The sequence below is a fragment of the Robertmurraya sp. FSL W8-0741 genome (assembly GCF_038004005.1).
Lineage (GTDB): Bacteria > Bacillota > Bacilli > Bacillales > Cytobacillaceae > Robertmurraya > Robertmurraya siralis.
Window position 1 is genome coordinate 879,986 of record NZ_JBBOQG010000001.1, and the last position, 15,641, is coordinate 895,626.

13 protein-coding genes and 2 pseudogenes are annotated in these 15,641 nt (G+C 38.6%); 12 read left to right on the forward strand and 3 right to left on the reverse strand.

Annotated elements, in window-relative coordinates; genetic code table 11:
- Positions 1-132 precede the first annotated feature (132 nt).
- From ftsE to NST02_RS23715, 5 genes and pseudogenes are all read left to right on the forward strand, one after another.
- Positions 133-819, forward strand: a complete 687-nt coding sequence (gene ftsE, locus NST02_RS04210; protein WP_095311814.1) for a cell division ATP-binding protein FtsE — start codon at positions 133-135, stop codon at positions 817-819.
- Positions 809-1,702 (forward strand): permease-like cell division protein FtsX, encoded by an 894-nt coding sequence (gene ftsX / locus NST02_RS04215; protein WP_095311812.1) that lies wholly within the window; start codon positions 809-811, stop codon positions 1,700-1,702. The genes ftsE and ftsX overlap by 11 nt, the downstream gene beginning before the upstream one ends.
- A 92-nt stretch (positions 1,703-1,794) precedes the next feature.
- Positions 1,795-3,066, forward strand: a complete 1,272-nt coding sequence (locus NST02_RS04220; RefSeq protein WP_340948143.1) for a murein hydrolase activator EnvC family protein — start codon at positions 1,795-1,797, stop codon at positions 3,064-3,066.
- A gap of 319 nt (positions 3,067-3,385) precedes the next feature.
- Positions 3,386-4,819: a S41 family peptidase gene (locus NST02_RS04225; protein ID WP_340948145.1), complete on the forward strand. Its 1,434-nt coding sequence runs from the start codon at positions 3,386-3,388 to the stop codon at positions 4,817-4,819.
- A gap of 124 nt (positions 4,820-4,943) precedes the next feature.
- Positions 4,944-5,481, forward strand: a pseudogene (locus tag NST02_RS23715) (transposase); the annotation flags it as partial.
- 315 nt (positions 5,482-5,796) lie between these two features.
- Here NST02_RS23715 and NST02_RS04235 read toward each other — a convergent pair.
- Positions 5,797-6,388: pseudogene (locus NST02_RS04235) on the reverse strand (IS5/IS1182 family transposase); the annotation flags it as partial.
- A 313-nt stretch (positions 6,389-6,701) separates the two neighbouring features.
- Here NST02_RS04235 and NST02_RS04240 point away from each other — a divergent pair.
- The 6 genes from NST02_RS04240 to NST02_RS04260 all read left to right on the forward strand — a co-directional run bounded on the left by NST02_RS04240 (position 6,702) and on the right by NST02_RS04260 (position 9,100).
- Entirely contained in the window at positions 6,702-7,340 is a 639-nt protein-coding gene (locus NST02_RS04240; protein ID WP_095311804.1) for a hypothetical protein, read from the forward strand.
- An 18-nt stretch (positions 7,341-7,358) separates the two neighbouring features.
- Positions 7,359-7,529, forward strand: a complete 171-nt coding sequence (locus NST02_RS04245; RefSeq protein ID WP_170211276.1) for a hypothetical protein — start codon at positions 7,359-7,361, stop codon at positions 7,527-7,529.
- Between the two features lie 373 nt (positions 7,530-7,902).
- The gene (locus tag NST02_RS23720) at positions 7,903-8,208 is read left to right on the forward strand and encodes a transposase zinc-binding domain-containing protein (protein ID WP_445678163.1); all 306 of its coding nucleotides are present in this window, start codon (positions 7,903-7,905) and stop codon (positions 8,206-8,208) included.
- Positions 8,174-8,443 (forward strand): hypothetical protein, encoded by a 270-nt coding sequence (locus tag NST02_RS04250; protein ID WP_137743575.1) that lies wholly within the window; start codon positions 8,174-8,176, stop codon positions 8,441-8,443. The genes NST02_RS23720 and NST02_RS04250 overlap by 35 nt, the downstream gene beginning before the upstream one ends.
- A gap of 221 nt (positions 8,444-8,664) precedes the next feature.
- A complete protein-coding gene (locus tag NST02_RS04255) occupies positions 8,665-8,883 on the forward strand; it encodes a hypothetical protein (protein ID WP_095311799.1) in 219 nt (72 codons plus the stop codon).
- A 4-nt stretch (positions 8,884-8,887) separates the two neighbouring features.
- Positions 8,888-9,100: a hypothetical protein gene (locus NST02_RS04260; protein ID WP_095311797.1), complete on the forward strand. Its 213-nt coding sequence runs from the start codon at positions 8,888-8,890 to the stop codon at positions 9,098-9,100.
- 212 nt (positions 9,101-9,312) lie between these two features.
- Here NST02_RS04260 and NST02_RS04265 read toward each other — a convergent pair.
- Together NST02_RS04265 and NST02_RS04270 are read right to left on the reverse strand one after the other, a co-directional pair.
- Positions 9,313-10,916, reverse strand: a protein-coding gene (locus NST02_RS04265; RefSeq protein WP_340948149.1) for an IS3 family transposase whose coding sequence is annotated in 2 segments (ribosomal slippage) — positions 9,313-10,229 and positions 10,229-10,916 — 1,605 coding nt in all. Because the reading frame shifts where the segments join, the coding sequence is not laid out codon by codon here.
- Positions 10,917-10,990: 74 nt separating this feature from the next.
- Entirely contained in the window at positions 10,991-13,084 is a 2,094-nt protein-coding gene (locus NST02_RS04270; protein ID WP_340948150.1) for a transglycosylase domain-containing protein, read from the reverse strand.
- 483 nt (positions 13,085-13,567) lie between these two features.
- Here NST02_RS04270 and NST02_RS04275 point away from each other — a divergent pair, with 483 nt between their 5' ends.
- Positions 13,568-15,253 (forward strand): transglutaminase domain-containing protein, encoded by a 1,686-nt coding sequence (locus NST02_RS04275; protein WP_340948151.1) that lies wholly within the window; start codon positions 13,568-13,570, stop codon positions 15,251-15,253.
- The last annotated feature ends 388 nt before the right edge of the window (positions 15,254-15,641 follow it).

The following is a 15,641-nucleotide window of genomic DNA, read 5'->3' on the forward strand; positions in this document are numbered from 1 at the left end:
TGAAAAGAAAATGTAATATTTTTTAAAGGGTGATCGACAAAATATGATGTTATAATGGGTTTGGCTACAAAAAAGAACAAAAATAATGAAAATGTTTATAAATATTATAGAAAGTGCCTAAAGGTGATATAGATGATAGAAATGGAAGATGTGTATAAAAAGTACCCGAATGGTGTTGTCGCTGTTAGTGGACTCAGTGTGCGTATCAATCAAGGGGAATTTGTATATATAGTAGGACCAAGTGGAGCCGGTAAATCGACTTTTATCAAAATGATGTACCGAGAGGAAAAGCCAAGCAAAGGGACAATCATGATTAACGGTGTGAATTTAGGGAAGCTGAAAGAGAGTAAAATCCCTCATTTCCGTAGACAGTTAGGCGTTGTTTTCCAAGATTTTAAATTGCTGCCAAAATTAACTGTCTATGAAAATGTTGCCTTTGCTCTGGAAGTAATCGAAGAGCAGCCTAAATATATTAAAAAGCGTGTAATGGAAACATTGGAGCTTGTTAATTTAAAGCATAAAGCAAGAATGCTTCCGACTGAACTTTCTGGAGGAGAACAGCAACGGGTCTCGATTGCCCGTTCCATCGTCAATTCTCCAAAGGTCGTGATCGCTGATGAACCAACTGGTAACCTCGATCCGGAAACTTCATGGGAGATTATGAAAATTTTTGAAGAGATTAATACAAGAGGAACAACGATTTTAATGGCCACCCATAATAAAGAAATTGTAAATACAATTAGACATCGCGTAATTGCTATTGAAAATGGGCAGATAATCCGTGATGAGCAGCGAGGTGATTATGGATATGAAAGCTAGGACACTTCGCCGACATATGAAGGAGAGCTTAAGGAACCTTGCGCGTAACGGCTGGATGACATTTGCATCCATAAGTGCTGTGACAGTGACGTTATTGCTTGTGGGTGTATTCTTCGTCATTATGATGAACTTAAATAAAGTAGCAACCGATATTGAAGAAGATGTCAGCATTCGAGTTCATATTGATATTGCTGCAACGAAGGAAGATCAGGACACTTTAAAAAGCAATATTGAAAAAATTTCTGAAGTGGACTCTGTCGTGTATTCCCCGAAAGAAGATGAGCTTAATAATTTAATTTCTAGCCTTGGTGAGGAAGGGGAGGCTTTTAAGCTCTTTGAACAGGATAATCCCTTATACGATGTGTTTATCGTCAAAACAAAACAACCTGAGCATCTAGAGAGTGTTGCTAAAAAAATTGAGAATCTTGACTTTGCCTTTAAGGTGCGATATGGACAAGACGATGTTGAGAAACTATTTTCTTTTATTAAAACAAGTAGAAACGTTGGTTTAGTTTTAATTGTTGGCCTATTATTTACAGCGATGTTCTTAATCTCAAATACAATTAAAATTACGATTGTTGCGAGACGAAAAGAAATTGAGATTATGAAGCTGGTAGGTGCAACCAATTCATTTATCCGTTGGCCTTTCTTTATGGAGGGGCTAATGCTAGGGATTCTAGGTTCGGTCATCCCGATTTCCTTCATTAGCATGATATATCGCTATTCCTACGAGTATATTTCATCAAAGCTTCAAGGGCATTTTATCCAATTGCTGGAATTTAATCCGTTTATGTTCCAAGTAGGCGGTTTACTAGTGTTACTAGGCGCATTCATCGGGATTTGGGGAAGTGTCATGTCCGTAAGGAAGTTCTTGAAAGTTTAATTACGATTCGTTTGCAAAGTATGTTCTAGGATCTCCAGGATCCGTTCTGGAGATCCTTATTATTTTACATAATGAGGGAGGAGAAATCTGAATTGAAGAAAAAGCTTTTAACCATTTCAGTTGCTTCCACCCTAGGGTTGGGTATTTTGGCAACAGGCAATCCGATAAACATAGCATCAGCAAATTCGAAAATTGACCAACTGAATGAGCAACGAAAAAACATTCACGAAAAACAATCAGAAATTAATTCAAAGCTCGATGAACAAGGCGAGAAGCTTAATGAAGTAAAAAATGAACAGGTTAATGTTGACAAAGAGATAAAGCGAATTGACCAAGCCGTTGGTGATACGGAAACAAAAATACGGGAAAAAGAGCTTCAAATTAAAGAAGCGGAAGCTAATATTGAAACGCTAGAACAAGAAATTAAAGTATTGGAAACACGCATTGCCAATCGAAATGAGTTGCTGAAGGATCGAGCTCGAACTATTCAGGAGAATGGTAGAGTCACTTATTTTGATGTTCTACTTGGAGCAAAGACGTTTAGCGATTTTATTGATCGCCTTGGGGCTGTAGCTGCCTTTGTTGAAGCGGATCAAAATATCCTCAAGGAACATAATGCGGATAAAGCTGAGCTCGAAAGCAAACAAAAAGAAGTACAGGACACCCTTTCCAAGCTGCAGAAGCTGAAGCAGGATTTGGAAGAGATGAAAAAGTCTCTTGCTGCTCAGAAGGCTGAGAAAGAGAAGGTAATGGCTTCTTTGAAACAAGAAGAAGAGCACATGCATGATGAAATGGTTGAATTAGAAGAAGAAAAAGCGATTCTTGCTGCCCAGAAAAAAGCGATGCAAAAAGCAATCGAACTTGAGAAAAAGCGAGTAGCTGAAGAAAAACGCAGAGCAGAGGAAGCGGCGAAGAAGGCTTCATCAGGTGGTGGAACAGCTGTTACAGCACCTCCGGTTTCAAGTGGGGTTTGGACAAGGCCGGCCGCTGCCGGATATTTATCATCAGGCTTTGGGAATCGTTCTCTAGGGGATCATAAAGGTGTGGATATTGCAGCGAGCGGCATTGTTCCTATTTATGCGGCTGCCGATGGAGTTGTCATCCGCTCCTATTATTCTACTAGTTATGGAAATGCTGTCTTCATCTCTCATTCTATTAATGGGCAAATTTATACTACAGTATATGCTCATATGAGAAATCGTGAAGTGAGTGAAGGCCAGGTGGTTTCAAAGGGCCAGCAAATTGGTCTAATGGGCAATACCGGTCGTTCGTATGGTCAGCATTTACATTTTGAACTGCATAGAGGCGAATGGAATCTATCAAAAACAAATGCTATCAATCCCGTTGGCATTGTTCCATTATAAAAAGTAGGAGAAACTTCATTTCTCCTGCTTTTCTTTTTGTAAAAGGCTTTGTTTTAGCCATAATTGGTTTATTACTTATAAAACCAAACTTTTCAATTATTAGGAAAGCTCCTCTGATTCGCTGAAACGATAGGTGAAAGTAAGGCAAAATCGCACCTACACATAATAAAGATCATGCAAAAAAAAAGAGGGGTGAATTCATAACTTGTCCGCTTCCGTCATATAGTGAAGAGACAAACTTATCAAAAGGCTAATCCTCGCAATGATTGATGCGAAAATGGCCTTCTATAGGGGCTTACCAATGGACAGGAGGTAGACAATGAAACATACTTGGACTGCTCTTATTATCGCTTGTTCCTTAGGAATAGGCGCTGCTGGTGCATATGCCGTTCTTGAGTGGACAAATGGGGAGGAAGCACAATCGCAAGATGAGAGCGAAAATCATATGGAAGTAGATTTAGAAAGCTTAGATAAAGTCGGAAAAGCCTACGAATTAATTTTGAACGGCTATGTGGAAGAAGTTGAAGAAGAAGAGCTGGTAGAAGGTGCTATTCAGGGGATGCTTAGCACGCTTGACGATCCTTATTCCGTCTATATGGATAAGGAGATGGTGAAGCAATTCAATGAAACGCTGGAATCGTCGTTTGAAGGAATCGGTGCTGAAGTAAGCATGGTTGACGGAAAAGTAATCATTGTCGCTCCATTCAAAGATTCACCAGCAGAGAAGGCAGGATTAAAGCCCAATGACCGCATTCTATCAGTTGATGGAGAAAGCATTGATGGTCTTGATCTGTATGAAGCTACTTTGAAGATCCGTGGGGAAAAAGGCTCCACTGTAAAGTTGGAAATCGAAAGGCAAGGGTTGCGAGAGTCTTTAGTAGTCGAGGTAAAGAGAGACGAGATTCCGCAGATTACTGTTTACGGAGACGTGAAAAAACAAGGAAATAAAAACGTCGGCTACATTGAAATTACTTCCTTCTCTGAGGAAACGGGCAATGAATTTAAACAGCAATTAACAGAAATGGAAAAGAAGGGGATCGTGGGGCTTGTTATCGACGTGCGCGGAAATCCTGGTGGTTTATTAACGAGTGTGGAGGAAATTCTTAAAGAGTTCGTAACAAAGGAGAAACCTTATGTTCAAATTCAGCAACGCTCAGGAGAAAGGCTTCGTTATTTTTCCAGTTTAGATAAAGAAAAGCCGTATCCGGTCGTGGTGTTGATTGATCAGGGAAGTGCCTCTGCTTCTGAAATATTGGCCGGTGCATTGCAGGAGGCTAACGGCTATAAGCTTATCGGGGAAAATACTTTTGGTAAAGGTACAGTCCAACAGCCTGTTCCGATGGGCGATGGCAGCAATATCAAACTGACCATATTTAAATGGCTGACACCAGAAGGAAACTGGATTCATAAAAAAGGGATTGAGCCTGATATGAAAGTGAGCCAGCCAGAGATTTATCATACCCACCCACTGCAAATTGATACAGCTTTAATGAAAGATATGAACAATGAACAAGTGCAAACTGCCCAGCAAATGTTAAACAGCCTCGGTTTTGCTCCAGGACGCGAAGATGGATACTTTGATGAAGCTACTGAAAAAGCCGTTATGGCGTTCCAAAATCAAAAGAAGCTCTCTGCCAGCGGAAGAATTGATAAACAAACAGCTTCAGCTTTAGAGGCTGCCATTGTGGAAGAGATGAAAAAAGAGCAAAATGACCTGCAATTGCAAACCGCATTGCGCTATATTGTGAGATAAGTATAAAATTTATGAACATTACAGAATTTGCCCCTATGGTATTTTTCCAATATGGAGACAAATATCTTAAGACGAATTTTCTTTGATGAAAATTAACGCTGGGAACGATTCAAAATTAAATATGGAATATGATGGGCAAAGCGTTACAATCAAATATGTGGATAAAACAGACGGCAAAGAAAAGAATGAAACGGTAAGTGTAAGTGTGGAAGAGTTTATTTCACGCTTCATTTGCCATATACCGGACGAGCAATTTAAAACCATACGATACTATGGAATGTACTCTAGAAGAACGAAGAGAGTATACAAAAAAATTCTTAGCATTTGGTAACAAAAAGTAAAACGGTGGATTGTAAAAGTGAGGAAGAAAATAGTTTTGTTAGACATGACGAGAGAAAATGATCGCGAGTGGCAGAAAGGATCCACTCGTTTGTCCGAATCGTGATTGTTACTATAAATACAAGGGAGAAGTCTGTCCTGAAGAGGGGGAAACTAAAAATAAAAGTTGCATTATGTAATACAACCAGATCCTATTTAGAGAGGGTGATCAATCATTTCGCCAGTATAACAAGAAGAAATAAAAAGAAGCCAACGTCTCCAACTCCCTCCAAATAACTGTTAAACAACCAAAGCATCAGCTTTGGTTGTTTAGTGTATCATGAGAAGGAGAATATCCCGTTAAGTGTGGTAAAGAATTTTGATTTAGTGGATGATGGAGATCCAACGACACCGCCAATGTTTTCTTGTGAGAAATGTGGTGGTCAAATGTATCCAGAGTATTATAAAGGGGTAATGGGATAGTGTACAAAATCTTGGATGTCCTTTAAAAAAAGGACCGGGCGGTATTTGGAGGGCACTAAAAATCTGACGGTTTTAGATTGATATGATTGTCTTTACAAGAAAAAAAGTTGATTTCATTATCAAAAAAAGGAATAAATCAACTTTTCCCTTATTTAATGTCTATTTCTTTTTCTATCTTACCCCAGTAATTTCAGTATTCTTTTGAGATTTACAGTAATATAGCCATGGCACCTTGTAATTTCATGCCAATTAGACTCGAGGATATAGCCACATCGTACCCGTGTCTGTGTTTTAACTCGCTATTCTTTGCTTTAATCTTGTCCTAGTTTGTGCCTACATTCTTTCTTCCTTGTCGTGCTTTTCTTATCGCCATATGCCCTGCTTTACAGACATCCATTCTTGCTTCTGCATTTTTTTCAATCAGTGTTTCCAGTTGCTTTCCATCTTTTTTTTCTCCAGTATGACAACTCTGCAGTTATGATCCGTTTTTCATTCATTGTCAAGTGCGTCTTGTATTCAAAAAAGGAGGTGTCGGCAGTCTTGTGGCCGAATTTTCCGTACTGGTCCTTTGAAAATTGGAGCTGTTTGATGTCATCTGCGACTGTTTCTTTCAATAGGTTCAGCTGTTCATTCAATTGTAGGAGAGCTTCTTCTTTCTCAATTACTTCAATGAATTTCTGGGAATAAGCAATTTCATCCTCCAGCACGTCTGTCTTTGTTTAGGCAGGAAACTTCTCTTTCATAGACTCCATCTACCTGGTAAATAGCTCCAGAAAAAATAGTTAGCTCTCGAAAGGTTTTTTGACTGCTTGAAAATATAACTATAGTTATATTATTTAATAAAATATGACTTAATAGGTAGCTTTTAGTATATATGGTTGGTGAAATAATCTTTTTTAGGAGAAACATGCTTTTTTCATAGAGGGTAATATAGAGGAGTACTGATTATGCAGGATTCCAATTTAGGAACTGTTACACCATCAATCGATCATAGTAACAGATAGATTCTTGGGATTCGATGGTTATAAAGGTATGAAGTTAGAAAACCCAAAATTTTATTAGAAAAGAGGAGAGAGAGGGAATGAAAAAATTTTTAGTAGCATTCATGGCAGTATTATTGATTTTACCAATTTTGTCGAATACCTCAGCCCAGGCAGCAAGCTATTTTAGTAAGGAGCAACAGACTAGCGAATTTACATTCGAAGATATTATGGAATTGGAACCTTACATTTCTGTTAAGGATGGTTTGTTTAAATTTGATTCAAACTCAGCTACAAAAGATGGCAATAATAAAGAATTGGTTAAACTGCAAAAAAATTATTTGGATGATTTAAATAAAGAGATAAAAAATGGTATACTAAAAGCAGAAAGTAATCTGGAAATTATTTCGTTAGAGCCTCCTGCAACTGAGGGTAGGTTTTCAATCTTGGCTTCCTGTCCAGGAAAGAATACTGCTCCGGCAATGCACTGGTGGGGGACATCCCGTTACTTTAATTATTGTAATGCAAATATTTTCGCAGCAGATATGTCGTCTGTTGCTGCCGGTTATGCAGGAGCAGGAGCAGTAGCTGGCATCTGGTTCCCTGGGGTAGCTTTTACTGGAGCTATCATTGCTGCCTATGCTGGGTTAATGTCAGCTCGTGTTACTGCTAATAATCATGGAAAAGGAGTCTATTTAGGAATAACTTATGCTGCAGTCTTTAATGTAGAGCCGCAATAATAGAAAGGAGGTGGGATTTTGGATTGGATGATGGTCTACTATATATTAAGTTTCTTACTCGTGATTATCCTTGTCCTCGCCTTCCGAAAAAGAAAACAAGAAAATGAAAAATTCCCAATAAAGCAATTTGTGGTATCTTTGATTGTTGGGATAGGAATATTTGTTATTATTTTGAGCAATCTCTTATAAAAAAAGATTGTGAGGTTGTCCCAAAAGCTAAGCTTCGGGCTCCTCTTTTTTTTATATTGTTTATGTGCCTTGTTGATTTCTACTCCAGATGAAGCTTTCAGTGGTTACAAATTATCAAATATTTTTTAAACAAAAAAGGACCGGGCGGTTTTTGCTCGGTTTTTCTCATCTAGGAAATTATAAATTCCCTCGACTTGTGGATAAGTGTTCGATAATATGTTCGTATAAACAGTAGGAGTATCGATATGAGTAAACAAGGAAGCGGAGTCATTAAGACCATTTTAAAAGACCATTTTGATGGATTTTGGAAATTGAATGAAAGGAGATTTCTGAGTCCTATCGAGAGGATATAAAAGAAACCGTTGAAAAGGTTATTCAGTGTGGGACTCGTGATTTAGGTTATGCTCGTTATGAATGTCTAGGTTGTGAAGGAAATCCGAAGCCTGTCTTTGTTTGCTTCACTTGTAAAAGCCGTTTCTGTCATAAGTGTGGTAAAAAATATACGGATGATTGGTCAGATAAACAACAGGAAATGATCTTTGACGTTCCGCATCGTCATATGGTGTTTACGATACCGAAAGAAATAAGAAACGTATTCTTTGAAGACAGAAAGAAATTGAACGAACTTAGTAAGCAAGCATACGTTGGTAACAGAGGGTGCCCTAGATCATCGAAATGAATGGGTTCCAAGTGGATATATTCCATATGAATTCTTGAGAAAGTCTTGGCAAAAGGTCGTACTAGAACTTTTAAAGAAATGGTTTCCTGAAAATCAAAGAGTCCGGAATCTCATGAATGAATGGTATCAGCGATATCCGAAAGGGTTCTATGTGGATGCAGAAAAAAGGATGAAAGATGCGAAAGTACATTGGGAGATACTTGGCAAGACCTGTGATAGCGGAGTATCGGATTGAGAGAATATGATGGAAAAGTCGTGAAGTTTTGTTTGGTATGAAGATCCAGACAGGCCAGCATGTAGATGAAACGCTGCCTGTTTACAAATTTCTTTATAAATGAATACAGCACATCCATCCCAAGCATTTTCGAATGGCTGGTCGTTTTGGGTTGTATAGTAGATGAATCTATAAAGGCAAAGAATGTCCTTCGTCTATATGCGTTTATGAGAATGAGGTAATTGTCGTTACTTTTAGAGAAGAAAAAGAAGACCTATCGCCTAAGAATGATCGAAGCATTCGATAAAGGTTCATTCATTTGTCCGCATTGCCATCGAGAAATGGATTTGGTAGAGGTTTGGCATGCAGATTACGGATTCATCTATCATTACATGGAGAACATGGAATCAATCAAAACGATGAGGAGGATAAACCTTGAGCAAAAACAAAGAGCAGGATGAATGATTGAAATGGTTAGAAGAAGAGGATCTATTTGGATTAGATGAAGAAATGGAATTCATTATTTTTAAATGTATGGATTGTGGGAAGGAAGATGAAGTTCCAGATTATGTGGTAGAGGAGTTTCATTTTGATTTAGAAGAGAATGAAGAAGTGGAAGTAGTATGTCCTTTTTGTAATGGAACGATGAGACAGGCGAGGAAAGACCCAAGTGAATAATCTACACTTGGGTCGTAATTAAGTCGCGTTAGCGATTTTGTTCTTCTGGATTTGCAAAAAGAGTGCAATTTTGGAATATAAGGAAAAAGTAATCATTTCGACTTTATAGTTATGGCCGATATGTCACCGAAGAGAAGAGTATATAAAAAAAATCGGCAAGTAGCAGCTGATCTGCACCCTGTCAAGTAGACAGTGGAAATAATAAAAATGATCTAAGCGGCTTTAGCTCTATATTCCATAGGGCTAAGGCCGTTTAATCGTTTTTGATATCTTTCATGATTATAGAATTGTATGTACTCATCTATAGCTAACGATAGTTCTTCAAATGTCGTGAACTTACGCCTATAATATTTCTCACATTTGAGTGTTCCCCAAAAAGATTCCATTGGTCCGTTATCAATACATCTACCCACTCGGGACATGCTTTGTTTCATTTTTGCTTTATCTATTTTTCGTTTAAATTTCTTGGAGGTGTATTGAAATCCACGGTCACTATGAATAAGAGGACGTTCTCCATTCAAAAGTGCTGTAGCTTTGTCAAGCGTCTTGAATACAAGGTTATTATTATTGGAATGCCCAAGGACATAGCTAACAATCGATCCATCGTATAGATCGCGAATGGCGCTTAAATAAGCTTTTTTAGTTCCATATTTAAGTTCTGTGACATCTGTAACCCATTTTTCATTAGGCTTTTCTGCTGTAAACTCGCGATTTAGGACATTTTCTGCCGCATGCTGAGGGGTAGAGGGTTTGTATGATTGTTTCTTCTTTACCCGAATAACCGAGCGTATGTTTGCGATCCCCATTAATCGATAGATTCTTTTGTGATTAATATCCTCTTCAAACTTTCGATTCATATGTAACGTCATTTGACGATAACCAAAGGTTCCATCTACTTTCTCTTGAAGAGTTTTCATTTCTTTCATAATTTCTTCATTCAGAAGTTCTCGATCTGTGGGTACGCGTTTTAACCATTTATAGTAAGCAGCCCGTGATATCCCAGCTATTTCACAAAGTAAGATAATGCTTAAATTCTCTTTTTCATGAAGCTCCTGAATAGCGATATACTTGTCCTCAAATCGGATTTGGCTTATCTTCGCCTCCTTTCGATCTCCTCTAACTTTTTTAAGAATAGGTTTTCTGCACGTAGCCGTTCATTTTCCCGTTCTAATCTTTTCATTTCCAGCTGGATCTTCTCTTCTGGGGATAGCTCGGATTCTATTTTATTTCTTCCACGTTTATCTTTTAGTGCTTCGTCTCCGCCATTTTCATACTTCTTAACCCACTGGTACACTTGTTGATAAGAGACCTGGTAGGTCTCAGCTGTTACTTGATAATCTTTTCCGTTCCCTAGACAATCGAGTACAATTTGAATCCTCTCATCCCAAGTAGTTTTTCTCCCTTTAGTCATAGATCTCGTCCTTCCTTTTGACGTATCCTTTAATTCTCTATGACTATTATTATACTGCTTAATCCACCTTTGGAGGACGGAATGACTGGATATTTCATACTTTTCGACAACTCCAATTAAAGAGTGAAGACCTGACATATAATCACTGACAGCTCCAATTAAAGAGTGAAGACCTGACATATAATCACTGACAGCTAATAGTTTTAATTCCTTCGTGTATCTTTTCCAGGTTGAACATTCCTTTAAACCTTCAACCCCATATGTATCAAATTTGTATTTCCACTTCCTAATTGTAGATTCACTCACCTTATACCTTTTACCAATCTCAACTAATGTAGCTGTGCCATCTTCCCACATTTTTAAGATTTCTAATTTTATTTCAGGTAGATAGGATCTTTTAGACATAAAAAACTCCCCATTAAATAGCCAGATTTTTATTTTTTAATCTGTCTACCTAATGGGGAGCATATCAAGCCGTGCTACTTGCCGATTTTCTCTTTTACATAGTCATAGAGCCAAATTGCGTCTTCTTTGAATTCCTCAACGGCACGTTTCCATTTAGGGCTTTCTTCTTTAATGACTTCCTTTAGCTCATCAGTCTTTTCTTTAAGTGCTTTGGTGATTTCCTTGCTCTCTTTGCTTCCGGTTTTGTCCTTTTTATTAACGCCTGCAAGTTTTGAGTTGACGGAGACAACATCGAACTCTCCCGGTTCAAAATAAGGCAATGATTGTTCCATAATCGCGCGAAAGATCGGGACAACATTTTCAGAGCTGCTATTTGATAAGTAATGCTCCCGATCAGTTTTGTCATAACCGAGCCAAACAGCTCCAACAATATTTGGGGTATAGCCAACAAACCATTGATCTTTTGAGCCATTGATGTCTTCGTACGGAAGCTGAGTAGAACCGGTCTTGCCGGCAATCTCAACGCCGGAGATTTTGGCAGCGGTACCTGTACCAGATTCTACAACATTCAATAACATTGAGTTCATTTCGCGAACGACAGATTTTGAAGTTACGCGTGTAGACTTGCCTTTATGCTCGGCGATTACGTTTCCAGTCGGGCCGACGATCTTTGTAATTAGATGTCCATCATGGCGCTTTCCTTCATTGGCAAAGGTTGAGTAAGCTTCCGCCAGCCTTAATGGAGAAATTCCTTTATGCATTCCTCCGAGAGCTATTCCTAAATATTTATCCTCATCAGTTAAAGGAATCCCAAATCGTTTTAAGGAGTCAAGCCCCTTTTCTAAGCCAATTTCATTTAATAGCCATACTGTTGATGCATTGAGCGAATTTTCAACAGCCTCATACATTGGGACGTCCCCTTTGTATACGCCATTTGGGTTAGTAGGAGTATATTTGCCGTATGTTTTCTGTTCGTCCTGCAAAATAGATGTCACGAGATAGCCTTCTTCAATGGCAGGTGTATAGACCGCTAATGGCTTCAGCGTTGAACCAGGCTGGGCTTGTAAATGCGTGGCTCGGTTAAACCCGCGGAACACATATTCTCCACGACCACCGACAAGTCCAAGTACACCACCGTTATGAGGGTCGAGCATGACAGCACCGCTTTGAACGATTTCACCGCCTCTTCCTTTTGGAAAAACAGAATCCTTCGCATATACCTTCTCAAGAGCAGTTTGTATATTTTGATCCATATTGGTATAGATTTGATAGCCTCTTGTTAAAATTTCCTCTTGCGTTAACCCGTATTTTCTGATTGCTTCATCCAAGACAGCATCGACATAAAATGGGTAATCCCGTTTAATAAAACTGCCACCACCATCTTCTAAATGAACCTCTTCTTTTTTAGCTGCTTCATATTCTCCTTCAGAAATCAACTTGTTTTCCAGCATGCGGGAAAGGACAACATTGCGTCTTTCTATTGCCCGATCTAAATGCTTGTACGGATCTCTTGCAGATGGCGATTGAAGGAGTCCCGCTAAAAGGGCCGCTTCACTAATCGATACATTTTGAATATCCTTATTAAAGTATTTTTTAGAGGCTTGACCAATTCCCCATGCACCGCTGCCAAAGTAACTTTGGTTTAAATACATTTGAAGGATTTCGTCTTTTTTATATGTTTTTTCAAGCTCAACAGCTAAAAATAACTCTTCTATTTTGCGTCGATACGTTTTTTCAGGTGATAGCAGCGCGTTTTTGGCAAGCTGCTGCGTAATTGTACTGCCACCACCAGTAATTCTCCCAGCTAAAAGGTTTTTGAAAAATACGCGCGTAATTCCTTTTATATCGAAGCCGTTATGCTCGTAAAAACGATGGTCCTCAATGGCGACAACTGCGTTGCGAACATGTTCAGGAATTTCGTCTACCTCGACTCCAGACGTTCTGTTGGTCGTGATTTCTGTTGCTATTTCTTCATTTTTATCGTAAATGACTGTTGATTGGCTTAAGCCAGCTTTTAATGATTCGACATTCGCTTGGCTTGCCAAGACGGCAAAATAAATGATTGTAAATAAAATAAAGGATAAACCTAGTAAAAGGATGATTTGCGTGATGTGCATTCTCTTCCAAAACCGTACTATATTCTCCCATAGGGGTCTTAATTTTTCCATTGAAATCTCCTCATTCTATAAAGATCTGCATTCTTATTCTTATGAAGTCATTTTAAAAATAGACGGGTATTTCTCTTCTCTTTTATTATAGCAGATGCGTGATTCTTATTTGCTGTGATGACAAGCCGCTTTGTTCGGTCATCGTCAAAATAAGCTTTAGGGAAAGCTTATAATGGTATAGACGAAAAATAAGCGCAATTGGATGCAAAAATTTTATTTTGTACGCATTTTCATATTGTCTGATTTTAAGAGAGTCTGACGAAAATGTGAATGCATGATAGTCATCGTTTATCATAAGGTAAATTTGTAGAAGAGGCGGAGCCTCCAAAGTCTGTTTTGGAGGTCATAGCACTCGTCGGTGAAATCGGGACCTTGTTCATAGGGAGAAAAGAGTTCATAAGTCTTAGAAACTATTGATTTGGAAATACGTAAAACTTATCGACTAGAAAAAGAATGCACAACGGATGTATGAAGGAGGAGAATATGAAACGGATGCGATTACGATTTGTTTTTTTCTGTTTGCTTAGTTTCGTTTTGATGACAGCATGTGCGAATACAGAAATAAGTGATTCTAAAGCAAAAGAAGAAAAGGATAAATACGAACAGCTGGTTGAACAAAGAAATGGTGAATTGGAACTGGTTCCTCTTGAATTGACTTCATATAGTGAGGAAATTGGTGCCTCGCTTAGCAATCCAAAATATCAAAAGTTTGCCGCCAATGGAAAAGTGAAGATCGAGGGGGAAATTGAACAATTCAATGAGTTAAAGTCAGACTATGCATGGATTAAAGTTCGTTCAAATGAAGAAGGTCCGGCTGGAATGGAACATGAATATTATGTTCCAATCAAGGAAGGAGCTTTTAAGGAAACGATTCACTTTTTTAATGGAGAGGGTGACTATCGTGTAACGGTTCAACTTCCAAGTACCGATCAAGAAAATTATTATTATGATACTGCAAGCTTTGAAGTGATAAACGTCAATCCAAAGATGATGAGAGATTTAACCTATACTCCTTTTGGGTATGGTGCGGAATTGACCGTTGACATGGACACAAGTTATGTGGAGGAAAGTGAGATTTTCTTATTAAAGGGTGAAGCAACGGCATTAGCAGATGGGGAAAAAATGATGCTAGTGATTAGGAAGGATTCTGAGCAATGGAAGCACGTTATCCCTGTGAAGGATGGAAAATTCGAATATGAAATGCCACTGTTTTTCGGAAAAGGACTCCATGAGTTAGAAGTGCTCGTTCCTGACAAAGAACGGGAAGATTATTATCAGGTTGGCACGAAAATCTTAGTCAATAATGAGTCCGAGCAAGTGATGAAGCCAATTGAATATTCCAATACTTATATTGAGCGAGGGGTTACGTTAGAGTACCCGACTTTTGGAGGAAAGGTGACGGAAGGACAATATCATATAAAAGGCTCAATAGATGAAAACGCCGAATTTGCTAAAGATACGACCCATATTTATGTTACAACGAAAAAGGGAGAGGATACAGCACTGGATGTCATTCCAGTTGAGAACTTCTCTTTTGACGACTCCTTTTATTTACGATTTGGATCTGGCACCTATGAGGTGACTGTAAGTGTTCCAGAGATTAAAGAGGAAAACAGCAATTATTTTCGCTATTTCGGCTTTGCGAAATTTGAGCTAGAGTCTACAGGCGAGGATAAACGCGATCTTCTTCCTTCGAGAGGTATAGAGTCGAACGACCCGCAAATCAAAAAACTGGCAGAGGAAATCATTAGTGGAAAAACGACCGAGCGTGAGAAAGCGAAAGCGGTATACGATTACGTTACAAAGACGATTTCTTATGATGTTGGCAAGATGAAAAATAAAGAATTCGAATGGGATGATAGCGCTCTTAAAACGCTTGCGGAAAAAACAGGTGTCTGTCAAGATTATTCTTATTTGGCAATTGCTTTACTTAGAGCGGTAAATATGGAAGCTAGATTTATTGAAGGGACAGCACTAGGCGGGTTTTGGCCACAAAATCATGCATGGGTAGAAGTGAAGGTTGACGGAAAATGGCTTACGATGGACCCGACATGGGGGTCTGGCTATATAGAGAAGGATCAGTTTGTGGCTGCCTATACAGATAAATATTTCGATCCGAACATGACGGAGTTTGAGAAAACCCATATCCGCAATGGGGTATCGTACTAAAAGGTTTATCGTGATCACGTGCAATCACCACGAGTCGAGAGTGTAGACAAAAAATGCAGTTATTCAGGCTGATTGAAAACATTGGTTGTATTGCCGCGCCAAGCTTTGAAAAGAGCGGCACTGGACAAGGAGAAGCATCTTGGCATGCTGACCGGGAGGACGTTAATCTATGAATTGAATATTTGCGTGGGTGTTAAAAGGATATTTAGCAACGTCTGCCTATAAAAAATTTTTATCGTAAAGTTTCGTGAGCTTGAATGATTGGCCTTCTTCCCTCCCTTTTTCAACATTTAAGTTCAATCTTATTGATGCTTTCCGGTTGACTATTTTGCAAATTTGCCCTATCTTTATATTTAACTTAATTATCGATAGATGTTTACTCGTGCTT